The organism is Sphingomonas donggukensis, from assembly GCF_023674425.1.
In the GTDB taxonomy this organism is placed as follows: Bacteria; Pseudomonadota; Alphaproteobacteria; order Sphingomonadales; family Sphingomonadaceae; genus Sphingomonas; species Sphingomonas donggukensis.
In genome coordinates, this window is the sequence record NZ_CP098401.1 from 43,994 (window position 1) to 59,607 (window position 15,614).

Below are 15,614 nucleotides of genomic sequence, written 5' to 3' on the forward strand. Positions count from 1 at the left end.
AACCCGTGGTAGTTTGCGCGCAGATGTCCAGCCCCCCCGATCATCCCGCAGCCCCCGGAACCCCGATCCGCCGCCACCGACTGGCGACGCGGGCCTGGCATTGGGTGAACGCGGTCGCCGTCATCATCCTGCTCGGCAGTGGGCTGATGATCCTGAACGCGCACCCGCAACTCTACTGGGGGCAATATGGCGCGAATTTCGACCAGCCGTGGTTCCGCGTGGCGTGGGTGTTCGAAGGCGGGCGGGTACCGGGGTGGCTGACGATCCCGTCGAGCTACAACCTGGCGATCGCGCGGCGCTGGCATCTGTTCTTCGCGCTGGTGCTGGGGTTCGGGCTGCTGGCATTCATGGTCGCGAGCCTCATCAACCGCCATTTCCAGCGCGACCTGCGCATTCGTGCGCGCGAGGTCGCGCCCGCCGAGATCGCCCATGACGTACGCGAGCATCTGGCGTTCCGATTCCACGACGCGCGCAATCCGGGCGCGTACAATGTCCTCCAGAAACTGAGCTACGCGCTCGTCATCTTCGTGCTCATCCCGCTCATCATTCTGACCGGCCTCACCATGTCGCCGGGCATGAACGCGGCGTGGCCGTGGCTGCTCGACCTGTTCGGCGGGCGGCAGTCGGCGCGGTCGATCCATTTCCTGGTGGCGATGGCGCTGGGCGGGTTTATCGTCGTGCATCTGGTGCTCGTGATCCTGGCCGGCGTCGGCAACGAGGTGCGATCGATGATTACCGGCACTTGGCGCGTACCGGAGGAGCCGCGATGATCCTTACCCGCCGTGCCGCGCTGGTCGGGGGCGTCGCGAGCGGCGCGGGGCTGGTGCTGTCGGGCTGCGACGCGGTCGGATCGAGCGATCTCGGGCGGCGCATCCTGTTTTCGGGCGACGACGCGCACCGCATCCTCCAGCGCGGCATCACCGATCGCACCGCGCTGGCGCGTGAATTCGGCGCCGACCAGATGTCGCCCGTCTTCCGATCGAACGGCACGCGCGACCCAGCCACGCCGGATTATGCCGCGCACGTCGCGAGCCGCTTCGCCGACTGGCGGATCGCGATCGACGGGCTGGTCACGCGCCCGCTCAGCCTGTCGATGGCGGATTTGCGGGCGATGCCGGCGCGGAGCCAGATCACGCGCCACGACTGCGTCGAGGGATGGAGCGCGATCGGGAAGTGGACCGGCCCGCGGCTGCGCCCGTTGCTACAGCTCGCCGGACTGAGGGACAGCGCGAGGTATCTGGTGTTCCACTGCGCCGACCGGATGCGGGGGGGCGTACCCTATTACGAGTCGATCGACCTGGTCGACGCCTTCCACGCACAGACCATCCTCGCCTGGCTCCTCAACGACCGCCCGCTTGACGTCGCCCACGGCGCGCCGGTGCGGCTGCGGGTGGAGAAACACCTCGGATACAAGCACGCGAAGTACGTCCACCGCATCGAGGCGGTGGCATCGCTCGACCGCATCGGGCAGGGGAAGGGCGGCTATTGGGAGGATGTCGCCGATTATGACTGGTACGCGGGGATCTGAATGACCGCGCGGCGCTTGCGGTCGCTGCTGTTCGTGCCCGGCGACCGGCCCGACCGGATGGAAAAGGCGCTGGCCTGTGGGGCGGATGCGCTGATCCTCGACCTGGAGGATGCGGTCGCGCCGGAACGCAAGGCCGCGGCCCGCGCCGACGTGGCGGCGTTCCTGCGCGGCGCCGCGCGGGAGGTTGCGCTGTTCGTGCGGATCAATCCGCTCGACGGCGGTTTGGCGGACGCCGATCTCGATGCGGTGGCGGTTGCTCGGCCCGATGGGTGGGTGCTGCCCAAGGCCGAGGGCAGCGCGTCGGTGCGCGACCTGATCGCGCGGCTGGAGGCACGCGGCGACACGAGCGCGCCGATCCTGCTGATCGCGACCGAGACGCCGGCGGCGATGTTCCGGCTGGGCGAATATGCCGCGGTGCCCGAACGGCTGGCCGGCATCACCTGGGGCGCCGAGGACCTGCCCGCTGCGATCGGGGCGGAAACCAGCCGCGAGGCCGACGGCAGCTATACCGCGCCCTATCATCTCGCCCGCGCGCTTACCCTGTTCGGCGCCGCCGCCGCCGGGGTCGCGCCGATCGAGACGGTATATCCGGCGTTTCGCGACCTCGAGGGATTGGCCGATTATGCCGCGCGCGGGGCGCGTGACGGCTTCACCGGCATGATGGCGATCCACCCCGCGCAGGTCGCGGTCATCAACGCCGCCTTCACGCCCTCCGACGCCGCGGTCGCCCATGCCCGCGCGGTGATCGCCGCGTTCGAGGCCAATCCGGGGGCGGGGGCACTCAGCCTCGACGGGCGGATGATCGACGGCCCGCACCTGAAGCAGGCGCAGCGCCTGCTCGCGCGGATCTGACAGCGTGGCCCTGATCGACCGGTTCTTCGCGCGCGCCTTCACGCGGGGTGAGCTGACCGTCATCCACCCGGGCGGCGCGACGCGCGTGTTCGGCGCGCCCGATCCCGCGCTGGCGCCGGTCACGATCCGGCTGGCACGCGGCGCCGCCCGCCAGATCATGCGCGACCCGGCGATCGGCGCGGCGGAAGCGTTCATGGACGGACGGCTTACGATCGAGCGGGGCGACATCCTCGCCCTCCTCAGCCTCGCCGCGGCGGGCAACATGTGGGAACGCGGCAGCCCCGCGCTCAACGCCACCGCTTTGGCGCGCGCATGGTCGGCGCTGCGCTTCCGCTTCGACCGGGTGAACATGGCGCGCCGGTCGAAACGCAACGTCGCGCATCATTACGACCTGAACGACCGGCTGTACGACCTCTTCCTCGATGCCGACCGGCAATACAGCTGCGCCTATTTCGCCGATCCCGCCAATTCGCTGGAACAGGCGCAGGCCGACAAGAAGGCGCATATCGCCGCGAAACTGGCGCTGGAGCCGGGGATGCGGGTGCTCGACATCGGCTGCGGCTGGGGCGGCATGGCGCTGTATCTGCATGCCAAGACCGGGGCCGAGGTGCTGGGCATCACCCTGTCGGAGGAACAGCTGAAGGTCGCGCGCCGCCGCGCGGAGGGGGCCGGGGTCGCCGACAAGGTGCGCTTCGAACTGATCGACTACCGCGCGGTCACTGGGCAGTTCGACCGGATCGTGTCGGTCGGCATGTTCGAACATGTCGGCACGCCGCAATACCGGACGTTCTTCGCCAAATGCCGCAACCTGCTGAGCGAGGACGGCGTGATGCTGCTCCACACCATCGGTCGCGCCGGCGCGCCGGGGGTCACCGATCGGTTCACCGCCAAATACATCTTTCCGGGCGGGTACATCCCCGCGCTGTCGGAGATCGCGCAGGGCTATGAGGGCTTGCGCATGTATTGCACCGACGTCGAGGTGCTGCGGCTGCACTACGCCTACACGCTCGATCACTGGTACGCGCGCACCGTCGCCGCGCGCGAGCAGATCGTCGCGCTGTACGACGAGCGTTTCTACCGGATGTGGACCTTCTACCTCGCGGGGTCGGTGATCGCGTTCCGCTATGGCGGGCTGGTCAACTATCAGCTGCAGTTCGCGCGCAACCGCCACACCCTGCCGATCACCCGTGATTACATGGCGGCGGCGGAGGCGCGGTTTCAGGCGGGGGGATAGGCCGCGTCGGTATGCGCGAGCGAGGCGGCGACCAGGGCGCGGAGCACGTCCATGTCGATGTCCGACAGCCGCTTGATATAGACGCAGGCGACGCCCGCCCGGTGCTTGCCGAGCCGCGCCAGCATCTCCGCCCGTCCGGGGAAGGCGTCGGCCAGGTACAGCACCGTCTCGGCCTTGCGCGGGGAGAAGCCGACCCGCGGCGCATCGCCTTCCCGCCCGCTGTCATAGCGGTAGTGATAGCTGCCGAAGCCGATGATCGACGGCCCCCACATCCTCGGCGCTTCGCCCGTCGCGGCTTCGAGCAGAGGGACCAGTGCCTCGGCATCGCCGCGGCGCACCGGATCGGGCACCGCGGCGATGAAGTCGGCGACCGGAATCGCGGTCGGCTGCGTCTTGTTCTCGGGCATCAGCGAGTCCTCCGGATGGCGACCCGCACATAGCATATCGCGGCGGCTTATTTGGGTTCGGCCGCCTTTTCCTCTGGCGTGACCTTGCCGTCCTTGTTTGCGTCCATCGCGGCGAAGCGCGGCATTTCGGTGGCGACGGCCTCCGCCACGGTCACCTTGCCGTCGGAATTGGCATCCTTCTTCGCCAGCGATTTGCGTACCGACTCGATCGTATAGGCCGTGCCGTCCATCCGGGTGGGACGCGCCTTCAGCAATTCCTCGGGCGTCAGCGTGCCGTCGGCGTTCAAATCGTACCGCTGGTATTTCCTGGTCTGCTGCGTCTCGAAATCGGCGCGCGTCATCGTCTTGCCGCTCTGGGCGGTCGCGGGCGCGGCGACCAGCACGGCGGCGGCGAGCATCAGGGCCTTCATCACTCTCTCTCTCCTGTCGTTGACACCGCTAGCATAGCGACGACCCCGCCTCCCTCCAGCGCAAAGTTGCGAGAGCGCGCGCGCCGCCGTAAGGCGCAGCCCCATGACCGATTCCAGCATCAACAGAGTCGTCCTCGCCTATTCGGGCGGGCTCGACACCTCCGTCATCCTCAAGTGGCTGCAGCAGACCTATAATTGCGAGGTGGTCACCTTCACCGCCGACCTGGGCCAGGGCGAGGAGCTGGAGCCCGCGCGCAAGAAGGCGGAGATGGCCGGTGTGAAGCCGGAGCACATCTTCATCGACGACCTGCGCGAGGAATTCGTGAAGGATTACGTCTATCCGATGATGCGCGCCAACGCGCTGTACGAGGGGCTGTACCTGCTCGGCACGTCGATCGCCCGCCCGCTGATCGCCAAGCGCCAGATCGAGATCGCGCGTCAGGTGAACGCCGACGCGGTCAGCCACGGCGCGACCGGCAAGGGCAACGACCAGGTCCGCTTCGAGCTCGGCTATTACGCGCTGGCCCCCGATATTAAGGTGATCGCGCCGTGGCGCGAATGGGATCTGACCAGCCGCACGAAGCTGATCGAATTCGCCGAGGCTCATCAGATTCCGGTCAGCAAGGACAAGCGCGGCGAGGCGCCGTTTTCGACCGACGCAAACCTGCTCCACACCTCGAGCGAGGGGAAAGTGCTCGAGGATCCGTGGGACGAGGTGCCCGACTATGTCTATTCGCGCACCGTCAACCCGGAGGATGCGCCCGACACGCCCGAAGTCATCACCATCGATTTCGAACGCGGCGATGCGGTCGCGGTGAACGGCGAGGGGCTGTCGCCAGCCAGCCTGCTGGCGAAGCTCAACGACCTCGGTCGCGCGCACGGCATCGGGCGGCTCGACCTAGTCGAGAACCGCTTCGTCGGCATGAAATCGCGCGGCATGTACGAGACGCCGGGCGGCACCATCCTGCACCTCGCCCACCGCGGGATCGAGCAGATCACGCTCGACCGCGGGGCCGCGCACCTGAAGGACGAGCTGATGCCGCGCTATGCGGAGCTGCTCTACAACGGCTTCTGGTTCTCGCCCGAGCGCGAGATGCTGCAGGCCGCGATCGACCACAGCCAGGCGAAGGTCACCGGCACGGTGCGGCTGAAGCTGTACAAGGGCAGCGTGATCGTGACGGGCCGCAAGTCGCCGCATTCGCTGTACAGCGAAAAGGTCGTGACGTTCGAGGACGATCAGGGCGCCTATGACCAGCGCGACGCGGCGGGCTTCATCAAGCTGAACGCGCTCAGGCTGCGGTTGCTCGGGCGGCGCGACGCCTGAGGTAGAGCCGCGTTAACCATCGCGCCCTAGACCGGCGCGATGGATCGCAGCGCGTTTCGATTGCAGTACCTGGCCGCGCTGGCACTTGCCTGCCTGCTGACGGCGGCATGGTGCGTCGCCGACTGGGGCAACCTGTCCGCGCTGCGTCTGCCCGACACCGACGATGCGATGCGGCTGGCGCAGGTGCGCGACTGGATCGCCGGGCAGGGCTTTGCCGATGTGTCGCAGCACCGGCTGGCGGACGGGCTGGCGATGCACTGGTCGCGGATCGGCGACGTGGTGCCTGCGGCGATCATCCTGACGCTCAGGCCGATGATGGGTCAGCACGCGGCCGAAATTGTCGCGGTCGTCGCTTGGCCGCTCGCACAGTTCGTCGCCCTTCTCGCGATCGTCGCGAGCATCACGCGGGTCGTGGCGCCGCGCGCCGCGGGTACCGCGATCGTGCTGGCGGCGCTCGCCTATCCGACCTCCGCCCTGTTCCTGCCCGGACGCATCGACCACCACGCGCTCCAGATCCTGCTGGTGCTCGGCCAGATCCGCGCGCTGCTTGCGCCCCCCGACTGGCGGAGCGGTGCGGTGGCGGGCGCGCTGGTCGCACTGGGCGCCGCGATCGGTTTGGAGACGCTGCCATTCGCGGTTGTGACGGGCGCGATCGTGCTGTTGGGCTGGTGGCACGGGGCGGGCGCGCGGCAGGCAGGGTTCGGGCTGGCGCTGGCCGGCGGACTGCTGCTGCTGTGGCCGATCGCGGCGCGGGGCGGGGTGTGCGACACGGTCGCACCGCTGCTGCCGACCGCGATCGCCGCGGCGCTGGCACTGGCGGCACTTGCGCGCGTCGAGCGGCATCGATTGGTGTGGCTGGGGGCGGCGGGGGTGGCGCTGGCGGTAATCGGCTGGCCGGCTGTGCAGCCATGTCTGTCGGGTCCATATGGCGCGGTCGATCCGCTGGTCGCGCGGCTGTGGCTGGCGAACGTGTCGGAAGCGCAGCCGCTGTTCGCGGTGTCGTTCGCCAATGCGTTGGCGTTCGCGGCACTGGCGACGGCTGGCCTTGTTGCGGGTAGCGTCATGGCGTGGCGCGCGCGGGGCGGGTGGCTGGTGCTTGTCGCGTATCAACTGGCCGGCGCCGTGCTAACGCTCAGCCAGCTGCGCGGCGTCTATCTGGGAACCGTGTTGGCGGTGATACCGATCGCGGCGCTGATCGCCGAGCAGCGCGCGCGGGGACGATTGCTCAACGTGCTTGGTCTGTGGGTCGCTGGCGCGGGGCTGACGTGGCCGCTCATCGCCGCGGCCACGGCACCGGCGCGAAAAGGTGCGGACGCGCCGTCGTGCAGCTCGCCATCCGCGCTTGCGACGCTCGGCGCGCTGCCGCCGGGGCGGATGATGGCAGGGATCGACGCCGGCGCCTATCTGGTCGCGGGCACGCCGCACACGGCGATCGCCGCGCCCTATCACCGCAACAATGCCGGCAACGCCGCGATGTACCGGTTTTTCCTGGGGCCGCCCGCCGCCGCGCACGCGATCGCCACGCGCTGGCGGGTCGATTACGTGGTGCGTTGTCCGGGCGATTTCGGAACGGTGCGGGCGCCTTCGGGATCGATCGGCGCGGGTACGGTGCCGGGGTGGCTGACGCCGCTCACCCGACCCGGCGCGGTGCCGGCGATCTACCGCGTCGATCGCCGCTTGTCGGACCCCGCCCGCGCGCGATAGACGCGGGCGGATGAACGGGGGACCGGACCTTTCGCTGCGCTGGTGGCAGACTCGCAGTTTCGTGCTGCTGGTCGCGATCGTCACCGCGATCCCGCTGCTGATCCCCGATGTCGCGCCGCTGGTCGACCTGCCCGGGCACATGGCGCGCTACCGCGTGCAGCTCGATCACGGGACCGTCCCGTGGTTTGCCGACTGGTATCATTTCCAGTGGCAGCTGATCGGCAACCTCGGCATCGACCTGCTGGTCGTGCCGCTCGCCCCGGTCTTCGGGCTGGAGCTGACGATCAAGCTGATCGTGCTGACCATCCCGCCGCTGATCGCGGTCGGGTTCCTGTGGATCGCGCGCGAGGTGCATGGCCGCATTCCGGCGACCGCGCTGTTCGCGCTGCCGCTCGCCTACAGCTATCCCTTCCAGTTCGGGTTCGTGAATTTCGCGCTGTCGATGGCGCTGGCGCTCAATGCGTTCGCGCTGTGGCTGCGGCTGGCGCGGACCGGGCATCTGCGGTTGCGCGCGGTGGTGTTCGTGCCGATCGGCGCGATCATCTGGGTGTGCCATACCTTCGGCTGGGGGACGCTGGGCGTGCTCGCCTTCTCCGCCGAGCTGATCCGCCAGCACGACCTGCGCCGCGACCGCAGCGACGTGCTGGGCGCGTGGGTGGTGCCGTGGTTCAAGGCCGCGCTCCACTGCCTGCCGCTCGCCCCGCCGGCGCTGCTGATGGTGGCGTGGCGCAGCGGGCACGTCAGCGGCCAGACCGGCGACTGGTTCAACTGGCGCGCCAAGGTCAACTGGCTGACGATGGTGCTGCGCGATCGCTGGATGGCGTTCGACATCGCCTCGGTCGCGGTCCTCTACCTGATCCTGTTCAAGGGATTCCGCGATCCGAACATCCAATATTCCCGGCACCTCGGGCTGTCGGCGGTGTTCCTGCTGATCGTGTTCATCCTGTTGCCGCGGATCGTGTTCGGATCGGCCTATGCCGACATGCGCCTGGCGCCGTTCATGATGGGGATCGCAGTGATCGCGATCCGCCCGCGCGCCGGGCTGTCGATGCGCGGCGCCGCGACGCTGGCGCTCGCCGGGCTCGCGTTCTTCCTGGTGCGCACCGCGGGCACGACGATCAGCTTCTGGCAGTATGACAAGGCCTACGACCGCGAGCTCGCCGCGCTCGATCACCTGCCGGTCGGCGCGAAGCTGGTGAGCTTCGTGGGTGAGACCTGCTATAACGAATGGACCATGACGCGGCTGCAGCACCTGCCCGGCATGGCGCTGGTCCGGCGGCTGGCCTATACCAACGATCAATGGTCGATGCCCGGCGCGCAGATGCTGACGGTCAAATACCGCGCCGCCGCCCGTTTTGCGCATGACCCGTCGCAGATCGTCACCAGCCAGCAATGCCCGCGCGAATGGTGGCGCCCGGTCGCGCTGTCGCTGGCGACCTTCCCGCGGCATGCGTTCGATTACGTGTGGCTGATCGCGCCGCCCAAATACGACCGGCGGCTGGAGCATGGGCTGGTACCGGTGTGGCGGTCGGGAACCAGCGCGCTGTTCCGCATCGACCACGACCAGCCCGCGGCCAAGCTGCTGCCCGAGGATCTGGGCCCCTTCCGCGAGATCATGCTGCAGAGGTGGGCGGCCCGCCGTCGCGCTTCCTGAACGGCGCGAGCTCGCCGAGGAATTCCTGCTCCTGCTCGACCGCGCGGCGCTCGCGCACCAGGAAGTCGGCGATGGCGCGGCGGAAGCCGGGGTCGGGGATGTAGTGCGCCGACCAGGTCGGCACCGGCACATAGCCGCGCGCCAGCTTGTGCTCGCCCTGCGCGCCCGCCTCGACCGTCGTCAGCCCGCGCGCGATGGCGGCGTCGATCGCCTGGTAATAGCACAGCTCGAAATGCAGGTAGGGCACGTCCTCGCTGCACCCCCAATAGCGGCCGTAGAGCGTGTCTTCGCCGATCAGGTTGAGCGCCCCCGCGATCGGGCGACCGTCGCGTTCGGCGAGGATCAGCAGGCAGGCGTCGCCCATCGTCGCGCCGAGCCGCGAGAAGAAGTCGCGGGTGAGGTAGGGCCGCCCCCATTTGCGGCTGCCGGTGTCCTGGTAGAAGGTCCAGAACGCGTCCCAATGCGCTTCGGTAATGTCGGCGCCGGTCAGGTGGCGGATCGTCAGGCCCGCGACGGCGGCAGCGCGTTCCTTGCGGATCGCCTTGCGCTTGCGGCTGGCGAGCGCGGTCAGAAAATCGTCGAACGTGGCATAGCCGGCATTTGACCAGTGGAATTGCGTGCCCTCGCGGATCAGCCATCCCGCGGCTTCGAACAGCGGTACCTGATCGGGCGCGACGAAGTTGGCGTGGGCGGAGGACAGCTCGTGCTGGTCCGCGACCGCCTCGATCGCAGCGATCAGAGCAGGCGCCGCGGCAGGATCACGCAGCAGCAGGCGCGGGCCGGGCACCGGCGAAAAGGGAGAGGCGACGAGCAGCTTCGGATAATAGCGGCCTCCGGCGCGCTCCCAGGCGTCGGCCCAGCCGTGGTCGAAGACATATTCGCCCTGGCTGTGGCTCTTGGCATAGGCCGGTGCGATTCCCGCAGGGGTGCCATCGGCGCCATCGACGATGATCGGCACCGGCTGCCACCCCGCCTCCGCCGTCGCCGAGCCCGATGCCTCCAGCGCGGACAGGAAAGCGTGGCTGACGAACGGATTGGCGGTGCCTGCGCAGGCGTCCCACTGGTCAGCGGGGACGGCGGTGACGCCGGGGGCAATGCGGGCGGTGACGGGGGATGAGCTCACGCGCGCCTATCTAGGGGCTCGCCCGCTCAAGCGGAACCTTGCGCTTGTCCGCCGGGCTTCGCGACCTCGACCAGCCGCACGTCGCGCTGCGGCACCGGGATGCGGATGCCGTGGTCGCCGAACAGCGTCCACAGGCGCTTCAGCACGTCGGCCTTGACGCTGCCGATGCCGCCTTCGGGGTCGCTGATCCACACCCGGACCTCATACTCCAGCGCATAGTCGCCGAAGCTGGTCATCCAGACGGCAGGGGCCGGCGTGTCGAGCACGCGCGAGCTTTCGGTGGCGGCGCGCATCATCAGGCGTTCGGCCAGCGCGACGTCGCTGTCATAGGCGATCTTCACGGGGATGCCGACGCGCACGTTGCGGTCGGAGAAGGACCAATTCTCGACCTCCTGCGTCATCAGGATCTCGTTCGGGATCAGATGTTCCTTGCCCTCGCGCGTGATGACGCTGACCGCGCGGACGCCAATCTTGTTCACCCAGCCGAACGAATCGCCGACCGCGATGACGTCGCCCGGCTTGATCGAGCGATCCATGAGCAGGATGATGCCGGCGATCAAATTGCCGACGGTCTTCTGCAGGCCGAAGCCGATGGCCAGCCCGAAGGCGCCGCCGAACACCGCAAAGGTCGTCAGGTCGATGCCGAGCGCGTCGATGCCGAAGAAGAAGGCGGCGATCAGCAGCGCGATGCCGGCGAGCTTCTGCGCCAGCAGCCGCTGGGTCGCGTCGAGCCCGCGGGTCTGCGCGAGCGCATGGCCTACCGCGCGATTGGCGATGCGCACCACCGCCAGCAGCACGACGATGGTCAGCAGCAGGGTGAGCCCGGCGAGGAGCGACACGCGGCGGCGTCCGACGTTGAAGCCGATCGCGTCGAGCGTGTCGGTGATCGGCTGGAGCCCGCCGACCGACTGGCTGAGCAGCGCGACGAAGACGAGCGCGGCGACGGTCCAGGCGATCCACCGGGCGAGGTGAACGCCGCGCAGCAGCTGGACGACGAGCGCCGCCGCCGCCGCGCCGAGGGCGATGCCGATGCCGAGCGCGGCGAGCGGTGGCCACGGCCAGGCGCGGGCGAGGATGGCGAGCAGCAGCGCGGCGGTCGCATGGCGGACGACGGTGGCGACGCGGCCATGAAACCCCTCGGCATGCTCACCGATGCGGGTGCGCCACGTCTCGGCGAGCGGCGGGCCGAGCCAGCGCCCGGCGATATGCCCCGCGAGCAGCGAAAGCATCACGAAACCGAACGCGACCGCGGCCTCGATCAGGTCATAGCGCCCGCGCGTCAGCAGCCCGATATCGGCGAGCCAAGCCTCGACCGGCGTCATCCGCGCGCGGCGCGCCAGGCCGCGAAACCGCGCTCGAGGTCGGCGATCAGGTCGGCGCTGTCCTCAAGCCCGATGTTCAGGCGGACGAGCGGGCCCTTGCCCTCCCACGGCACGGCAGTGCGGTGGCGGGCGGGGTCGACGGGAATTGCGAGGCTCTCGAAGCCGCCCCAGCTGTAGCCGATGCCGAACAGGTCGAGCGCATCGATGAACGCCGCACGCTCCGCCTCGCCGCCGCCGGCCAGTTCGAATGCGAACAGCCCGGCGCCGCCGGTGAAGTCGCGGTGGAAGATAGCGCTGCCGGGGCAGTCGGGCAGGGCTGGGTGGAGGACGCGAGCGACTTCATCTCGGGTCTGGAGCCATTCGGCGACGGCGAGCGCGCTGCGCGCGTGGTGATCGAGCCTGAGCGCCATCGTCCGAAGGCCGCGCGATCCGAGCCAGGCATCGTCTGCGCCGACCGTCTGGCCAAGCTGGAAGCTGGTGTCGCGGAGCGCCGGCCATGTCGCTTTGGTGGCGGTGACCGACCCCAGCATCACGTCCGAATGACCCGAGATATACTTCGTACAGGCCAGGATCGACAGGTCGATGCCGAGCGCCATCGCCGGCAGGCGCAAGGGGGTCGCCCAGGTGTTGTCGAGCAGGGTGACGACGCCGCGCGCCTTTGCCGCGGCGACGATGGCGGGAATGTCCTGCACTTCGAAGGTCAGGCTGCCGGGGCTTTCGAGGAAGACCGCCTTGGTGGCGGGCCCGATCAGGTCGGCGATGCCGGCGCCGATCATCGGGTCGTAGAAGCGGGTGGCGATGCCCATGCGTTTGAGCAGCCCGTTCGCCAAATTGCGGGTCGGGTCGTAGGCGCTGTCGACCAGCAGCAGTTCGTCGCCCGGCGACAGGACGCTCAGCAGCGCGGCGGCGATGGCGGCGACGCCGGACGGATAGAGGAAGGTCGCCTCGGCCCCCGGTTCCAGCTCAGTGAGCGCGTCGGCGAGGCTCCACTGGGTTGGGGTGCCGCGGCGTCCGTAAAACAGGCGGTGGTGGGTGTCGCGCCCGCCGCTCGCGCGCAGATCGGCGACAGAATCATAGAGGATGGTCGAGGCGCGCCAGACCGGCGGGTTGACGATCCCCTGCGTCCATTCGGGGCGGCGGCCGGCGCGGACGACCCTGGTGCCGTCGCCGCTCATGCCCCCAATTCCTTCGGCGTCGTGGGATCGCTGCCCCACTCGGTCCAGCTGCCGTCGTAGAGTGGCGCATCGCGGTCGAGCAGGTCGAGCGCGAAGACGAGGTTGGCGGCGGTGACGCCCGATCCGCAGGTAGTGACGATCGGGCGGTCGATATCGACCCCGGCGTCGGCAAAGGCGGCGGCGAGGTCGCTCGGCGATTTCCACGTGCCGTCGGCGGCGAACATGCGGGCGTAGGGCAGGTTGATCGCGCCGGGGATGTGGCCGGAGGCGACGCCGGCACGTGGCTCGGGCTCGGTACCGGTAAAGCGGCCTGGACCGCGGGCGTCGACGACCTGTTCGGTGGCGCGGCGCATCTGGGCGAGGTTTCGCGAGGCGGCGGTGTCGCGCTTCGCGGTGAATACCGTCGGGGTGGGTGTCGAAACGCCCGTTTCGGTCGGGTGACCGGCGGCAGTCCATGCCGTCAGGCCGCCATCGAGGATCGCGATGTTGCGCGCGCCCATCGTGCGCAGGGCCCACCATGCCCGCGCCGACGTGTGAAGCGGCGAATTGTCGTAGAGGACGATCGCGTCGCTCTCGCGCACGCCGAGTGCCCCCATCCGTGCGGCGAAGGCAGCGGGGTCGGCGAGGTTGCCGTCGGCGCCGTTCAGGCTCGGCAGGTCGAGGAACAGCGTGCCGGGGATATGTGCCGCCGCGTGTTCGGCGCGGGCGTCGCGGCCATGTTCGGGCAGGAACCACGTCGCATCGAGGATGCGGACGTTCTGGGCTGCGGCCAGCTGATCTGGGGTGACGAGCGGTCCCATCACCGCCCCCGGATGAAAGCGCGGATGTCGCGGGTCAGCTTGGCGCGATCCTGGTCGCGGACGTACATCATGTGGCCCGCGTCGTAATATTCGAACTGGATGCGCGCCGGGTCGTAGCCGGTGCGCGACAGGGCATATTCGGCGGCGAAGAACGGGGTGGCGAAATCATACCAGCCCTGCCCGACGAAGATGCGCAGGCCCGCGTTCTCGCGCAGCGCCTTCCCGATATAGGGCGCGACGTTCATGTACACGTCGTTGTCGCGCCCGCCGCCCAGCCGCCAGTCCCAGCTACCGCCCAGGCTGCCGATCGTCACATAGCTGCGGTCAGTGCGATAGTTCAGGTCGCCGCGGGCATAGGCGTTGATCGCGGCCGTATAGCCGCCGTCGATGCCATAGAAGCTGGGGTCGTTGTCAGGCGTCTCGCCGGCTGCATCGAAATCCTTGCCCGTATAGCGGCTGTCGAGGCGCCCAACCGTCAGCCCGCGGTCGCGCAGCAGCTCCTTGTAGAAGCGCCCCGGCGTGACGCGCAGGTCGGCCTGCTCCAGATAGCCTTCCGATATGCCGGTGTAGCGCGACAGGTCGCGGCGGATGGCCGTGCGCTCGGTGGCGGGCAGCGCGTTGCCCTTCAGCAGCGCGGCGGCATAGGGGCCGGTCGCCCAGGTCCGTGCCTGCGCAACGACGCTGGCGGCGGGCTGGCCCGCGAAGCCGCCCTTGCCGTGAAACGCCGCGGTCGCCGCCATCGACGGCAGGTTGAGGATGTACGTCATCTCGTTGCCGGGCGTGTCGGCGCCGGCGGCGAAATCGAGGACGGTGGAAATCAGGATGACGCCGTTCAGCGAGACGTCGTTGTACGTGCCCTCCAGCTGGTTGAGCACCGCGGCGGACCGGGTGGTGCCATAGCTTTCGCCGCCCAGATATTTCGGCGCGTTCCAGCGGCCGTTCTCGTTCAGCCAGAGTCGGATGAACTGCGCGACCGACTTCGCATCCTGGGTGACGCCGTAGAAGTCCTTGGCGTCTGTCTTGCCCAGCACATGGCTGAACCCGGTGCCGACGGGGTCGATGAACACCAGATCGGTAACGTCGAGCAAACTGTCGGGGTTGGCGACGATCGGATAGGGCGGCGCGCCGTCGTCGCGCGCGTCGCTGGGGATCGCCACGCGCTTCGGCCCGAACGCGCCCATGTGCAGCCAGACCGAACCCGATCCGGGACCGCCGTTGAACAGGAAGGTGACCGGGCGATTGGGATCGCGACCATCCTTCACATAGGCGACCGAGAAGATTGCCGCGCGCGGCGTGCCGTCGTCGGCCTTCAGATACGTCTCGCCCGCGGTCGCGGTGTAGGCGACGCGTTGGCCACCGAACACGCCGGTGTGGCGGGTGACCGAGACGTTGGGCGGCGGAATATCGTCCGCTTTGGCCGCGACCTTGGGCGCGGGTGGCGGGTCCTGCGCAATGGCGGGGGCGGCGATGAGGGCGAGTAGCAGCAAGGCGTGGCGCATGGCGACGCACCCTAGCGGGCGTGCCGACACGTGCAATCCGGGAACGACGCGCCTATGTGGCGGGGCATGACCCCGATCCATCTTGGCCAGGCGAGCAGCCTGCCGGCATCGCCCGAGGCGGCGGTGCTCGATTATGTCACCAATCCCCGCGCTGGCACCCGCTATCTGGTGCGGTTCGCGGTGCCCGAGTTCACGTCGCTGTGCCCGGTCACCGGCCAGCCCGATTTCGCGCATCTCGTCATCGACTATGTGCCCGGCGACAGCATCGTCGAGTCCAAATCGCTGAAGCTGTTCCTCGGCGCATTCCGCAATCACGCCGCCTTCCACGAGGATTGCACGGTCGGCATCGGCCAGCGGCTGGCGGACGAGATGGCGCCGGTCTGGTTGCGCATCGGCGGCTATTGGTACCCGCGCGGCGGCATCCCGATCGACGTGTTCTGGCAGACCGGCGTGCCGCCCGCCGACGTCTGGATTCCCGAACAGGGCGTTCCATCCTACCGCGGTCGCGGCTGACCGCAAATATCATGTTGCGGCGCAGCACGACCGCAACCATGTTGTTCATCTGGCGTTGTCAAAGAGTAA

At 69.0% G+C, this 15,614-nt stretch carries 15 protein-coding genes; 8 read left to right on the forward strand and 7 right to left on the reverse strand.

All coding sequences use genetic code 11. From position 1 onward, the window contains the following. Positions 1 to 23 precede the first annotated feature (23 nt). From M9980_RS00210 to M9980_RS00225, 4 genes are read left to right on the forward strand one after another with little or no spacing between them, the layout of a single operon-like run. Complete coding sequence (locus M9980_RS00210; protein ID WP_250752176.1) at positions 24 to 770, forward strand: cytochrome b/b6 domain-containing protein; 747 nt, start codon at positions 24 to 26, stop codon at positions 768 to 770. After that, positions 767 to 1,528 carry a molybdopterin-dependent oxidoreductase gene (locus tag M9980_RS00215; RefSeq protein ID WP_250752179.1) on the forward strand — a complete coding sequence of 254 codons (762 nt, stop codon included), beginning with the start codon at positions 767 to 769 and terminating at the stop codon, positions 1,526 to 1,528. The genes M9980_RS00210 and M9980_RS00215 overlap by 4 nt, the downstream gene beginning before the upstream one ends. Further along, positions 1,529 to 2,380 carry an HpcH/HpaI aldolase/citrate lyase family protein gene (locus M9980_RS00220; protein WP_250752181.1) on the forward strand — a complete coding sequence of 284 codons (852 nt, stop codon included), beginning with the start codon at positions 1,529 to 1,531 and terminating at the stop codon, positions 2,378 to 2,380. 4 nt (positions 2,381 to 2,384) lie between these two features. Further along, entirely contained in the window at positions 2,385 to 3,614 is a 1,230-nt protein-coding gene (locus M9980_RS00225) for an SAM-dependent methyltransferase (RefSeq protein ID WP_250752183.1), read from the forward strand. Here the strand turns inward: M9980_RS00225 and M9980_RS00230 are convergent. Both M9980_RS00230 and M9980_RS00235 read right to left on the reverse strand, forming a co-directional pair. Then, positions 3,599 to 4,021, reverse strand: a complete 423-nt coding sequence (locus M9980_RS00230; protein ID WP_250752185.1) for a DUF1801 domain-containing protein — start codon at positions 4,019 to 4,021, stop codon at positions 3,599 to 3,601. The genes M9980_RS00225 and M9980_RS00230 overlap by 16 nt on opposite strands. Positions 4,022 to 4,068: 47 nt before the next feature. Then, positions 4,069 to 4,431 (reverse strand): EF-hand domain-containing protein, encoded by a 363-nt coding sequence (locus M9980_RS00235; protein WP_250755001.1) that lies wholly within the window; start codon positions 4,429 to 4,431, stop codon positions 4,069 to 4,071. A gap of 103 nt (positions 4,432 to 4,534) precedes the next feature. Here M9980_RS00235 and M9980_RS00240 point away from each other — a divergent pair, with 103 nt between their 5' ends. The 3 genes from M9980_RS00240 to M9980_RS00250 are packed head-to-tail and all read left to right on the forward strand — an operon-like array spanning position 4,535 to position 9,113. After that, the gene (locus M9980_RS00240) at positions 4,535 to 5,755 is read left to right on the forward strand and encodes an argininosuccinate synthase (protein ID WP_250752187.1); all 1,221 of its coding nucleotides are present in this window, start codon (positions 4,535 to 4,537) and stop codon (positions 5,753 to 5,755) included. 39 nt (positions 5,756 to 5,794) lie between these two features. After that, a complete protein-coding gene (locus M9980_RS00245) occupies positions 5,795 to 7,459 on the forward strand; it encodes a hypothetical protein (RefSeq protein WP_250752189.1) in 1,665 nt (554 codons plus the stop codon). Between the two features lie 10 nt (positions 7,460 to 7,469). Then, positions 7,470 to 9,113: a hypothetical protein gene (locus M9980_RS00250; RefSeq protein WP_250752191.1), complete on the forward strand. Its 1,644-nt coding sequence runs from the start codon at positions 7,470 to 7,472 to the stop codon at positions 9,111 to 9,113. Here M9980_RS00250 and M9980_RS00255 read toward each other — a convergent pair. Genes M9980_RS00255 through M9980_RS00275 form a run of 5 tightly spaced genes read right to left on the reverse strand, consistent with a single transcriptional unit; the run spans position 9,073 to position 15,032 of the window. After that, positions 9,073 to 10,236 (reverse strand): GNAT family N-acetyltransferase, encoded by a 1,164-nt coding sequence (locus tag M9980_RS00255; protein ID WP_250752193.1) that lies wholly within the window; start codon positions 10,234 to 10,236, stop codon positions 9,073 to 9,075. The two genes, M9980_RS00250 and M9980_RS00255, sit on opposite strands and share 41 nt — an antisense overlap. A 26-nt stretch (positions 10,237 to 10,262) precedes the next feature. Next, positions 10,263 to 11,558, reverse strand: coding sequence for a mechanosensitive ion channel family protein (locus M9980_RS00260; RefSeq protein WP_250752196.1), 1,296 nt, complete (start codon positions 11,556 to 11,558; stop codon positions 10,263 to 10,265). After that, complete coding sequence (gene metC / locus M9980_RS00265) at positions 11,555 to 12,733, reverse strand: cystathionine beta-lyase (RefSeq protein WP_250752198.1); 1,179 nt, start codon at positions 12,731 to 12,733, stop codon at positions 11,555 to 11,557. The genes M9980_RS00260 and metC overlap by 4 nt, the downstream gene beginning before the upstream one ends. Further along, positions 12,730 to 13,533, reverse strand: a complete 804-nt coding sequence (locus M9980_RS00270) for a sulfurtransferase (protein ID WP_250752199.1) — start codon at positions 13,531 to 13,533, stop codon at positions 12,730 to 12,732. The genes metC and M9980_RS00270 overlap by 4 nt, the downstream gene beginning before the upstream one ends. Further along, positions 13,533 to 15,032 (reverse strand): S10 family peptidase, encoded by a 1,500-nt coding sequence (locus M9980_RS00275; protein ID WP_250752201.1) that lies wholly within the window; start codon positions 15,030 to 15,032, stop codon positions 13,533 to 13,535. The genes M9980_RS00270 and M9980_RS00275 overlap by 1 nt, the downstream gene beginning before the upstream one ends. Before the next feature lie 66 nt (positions 15,033 to 15,098). On the opposite strand from M9980_RS00275, the gene queF reads away from it, so the two are divergent. Continuing rightward, complete coding sequence (gene queF, locus M9980_RS00280) at positions 15,099 to 15,545, forward strand: preQ(1) synthase (protein WP_250752203.1); 447 nt, start codon at positions 15,099 to 15,101, stop codon at positions 15,543 to 15,545. The last annotated feature ends 69 nt before the right edge of the window (positions 15,546 to 15,614 follow it).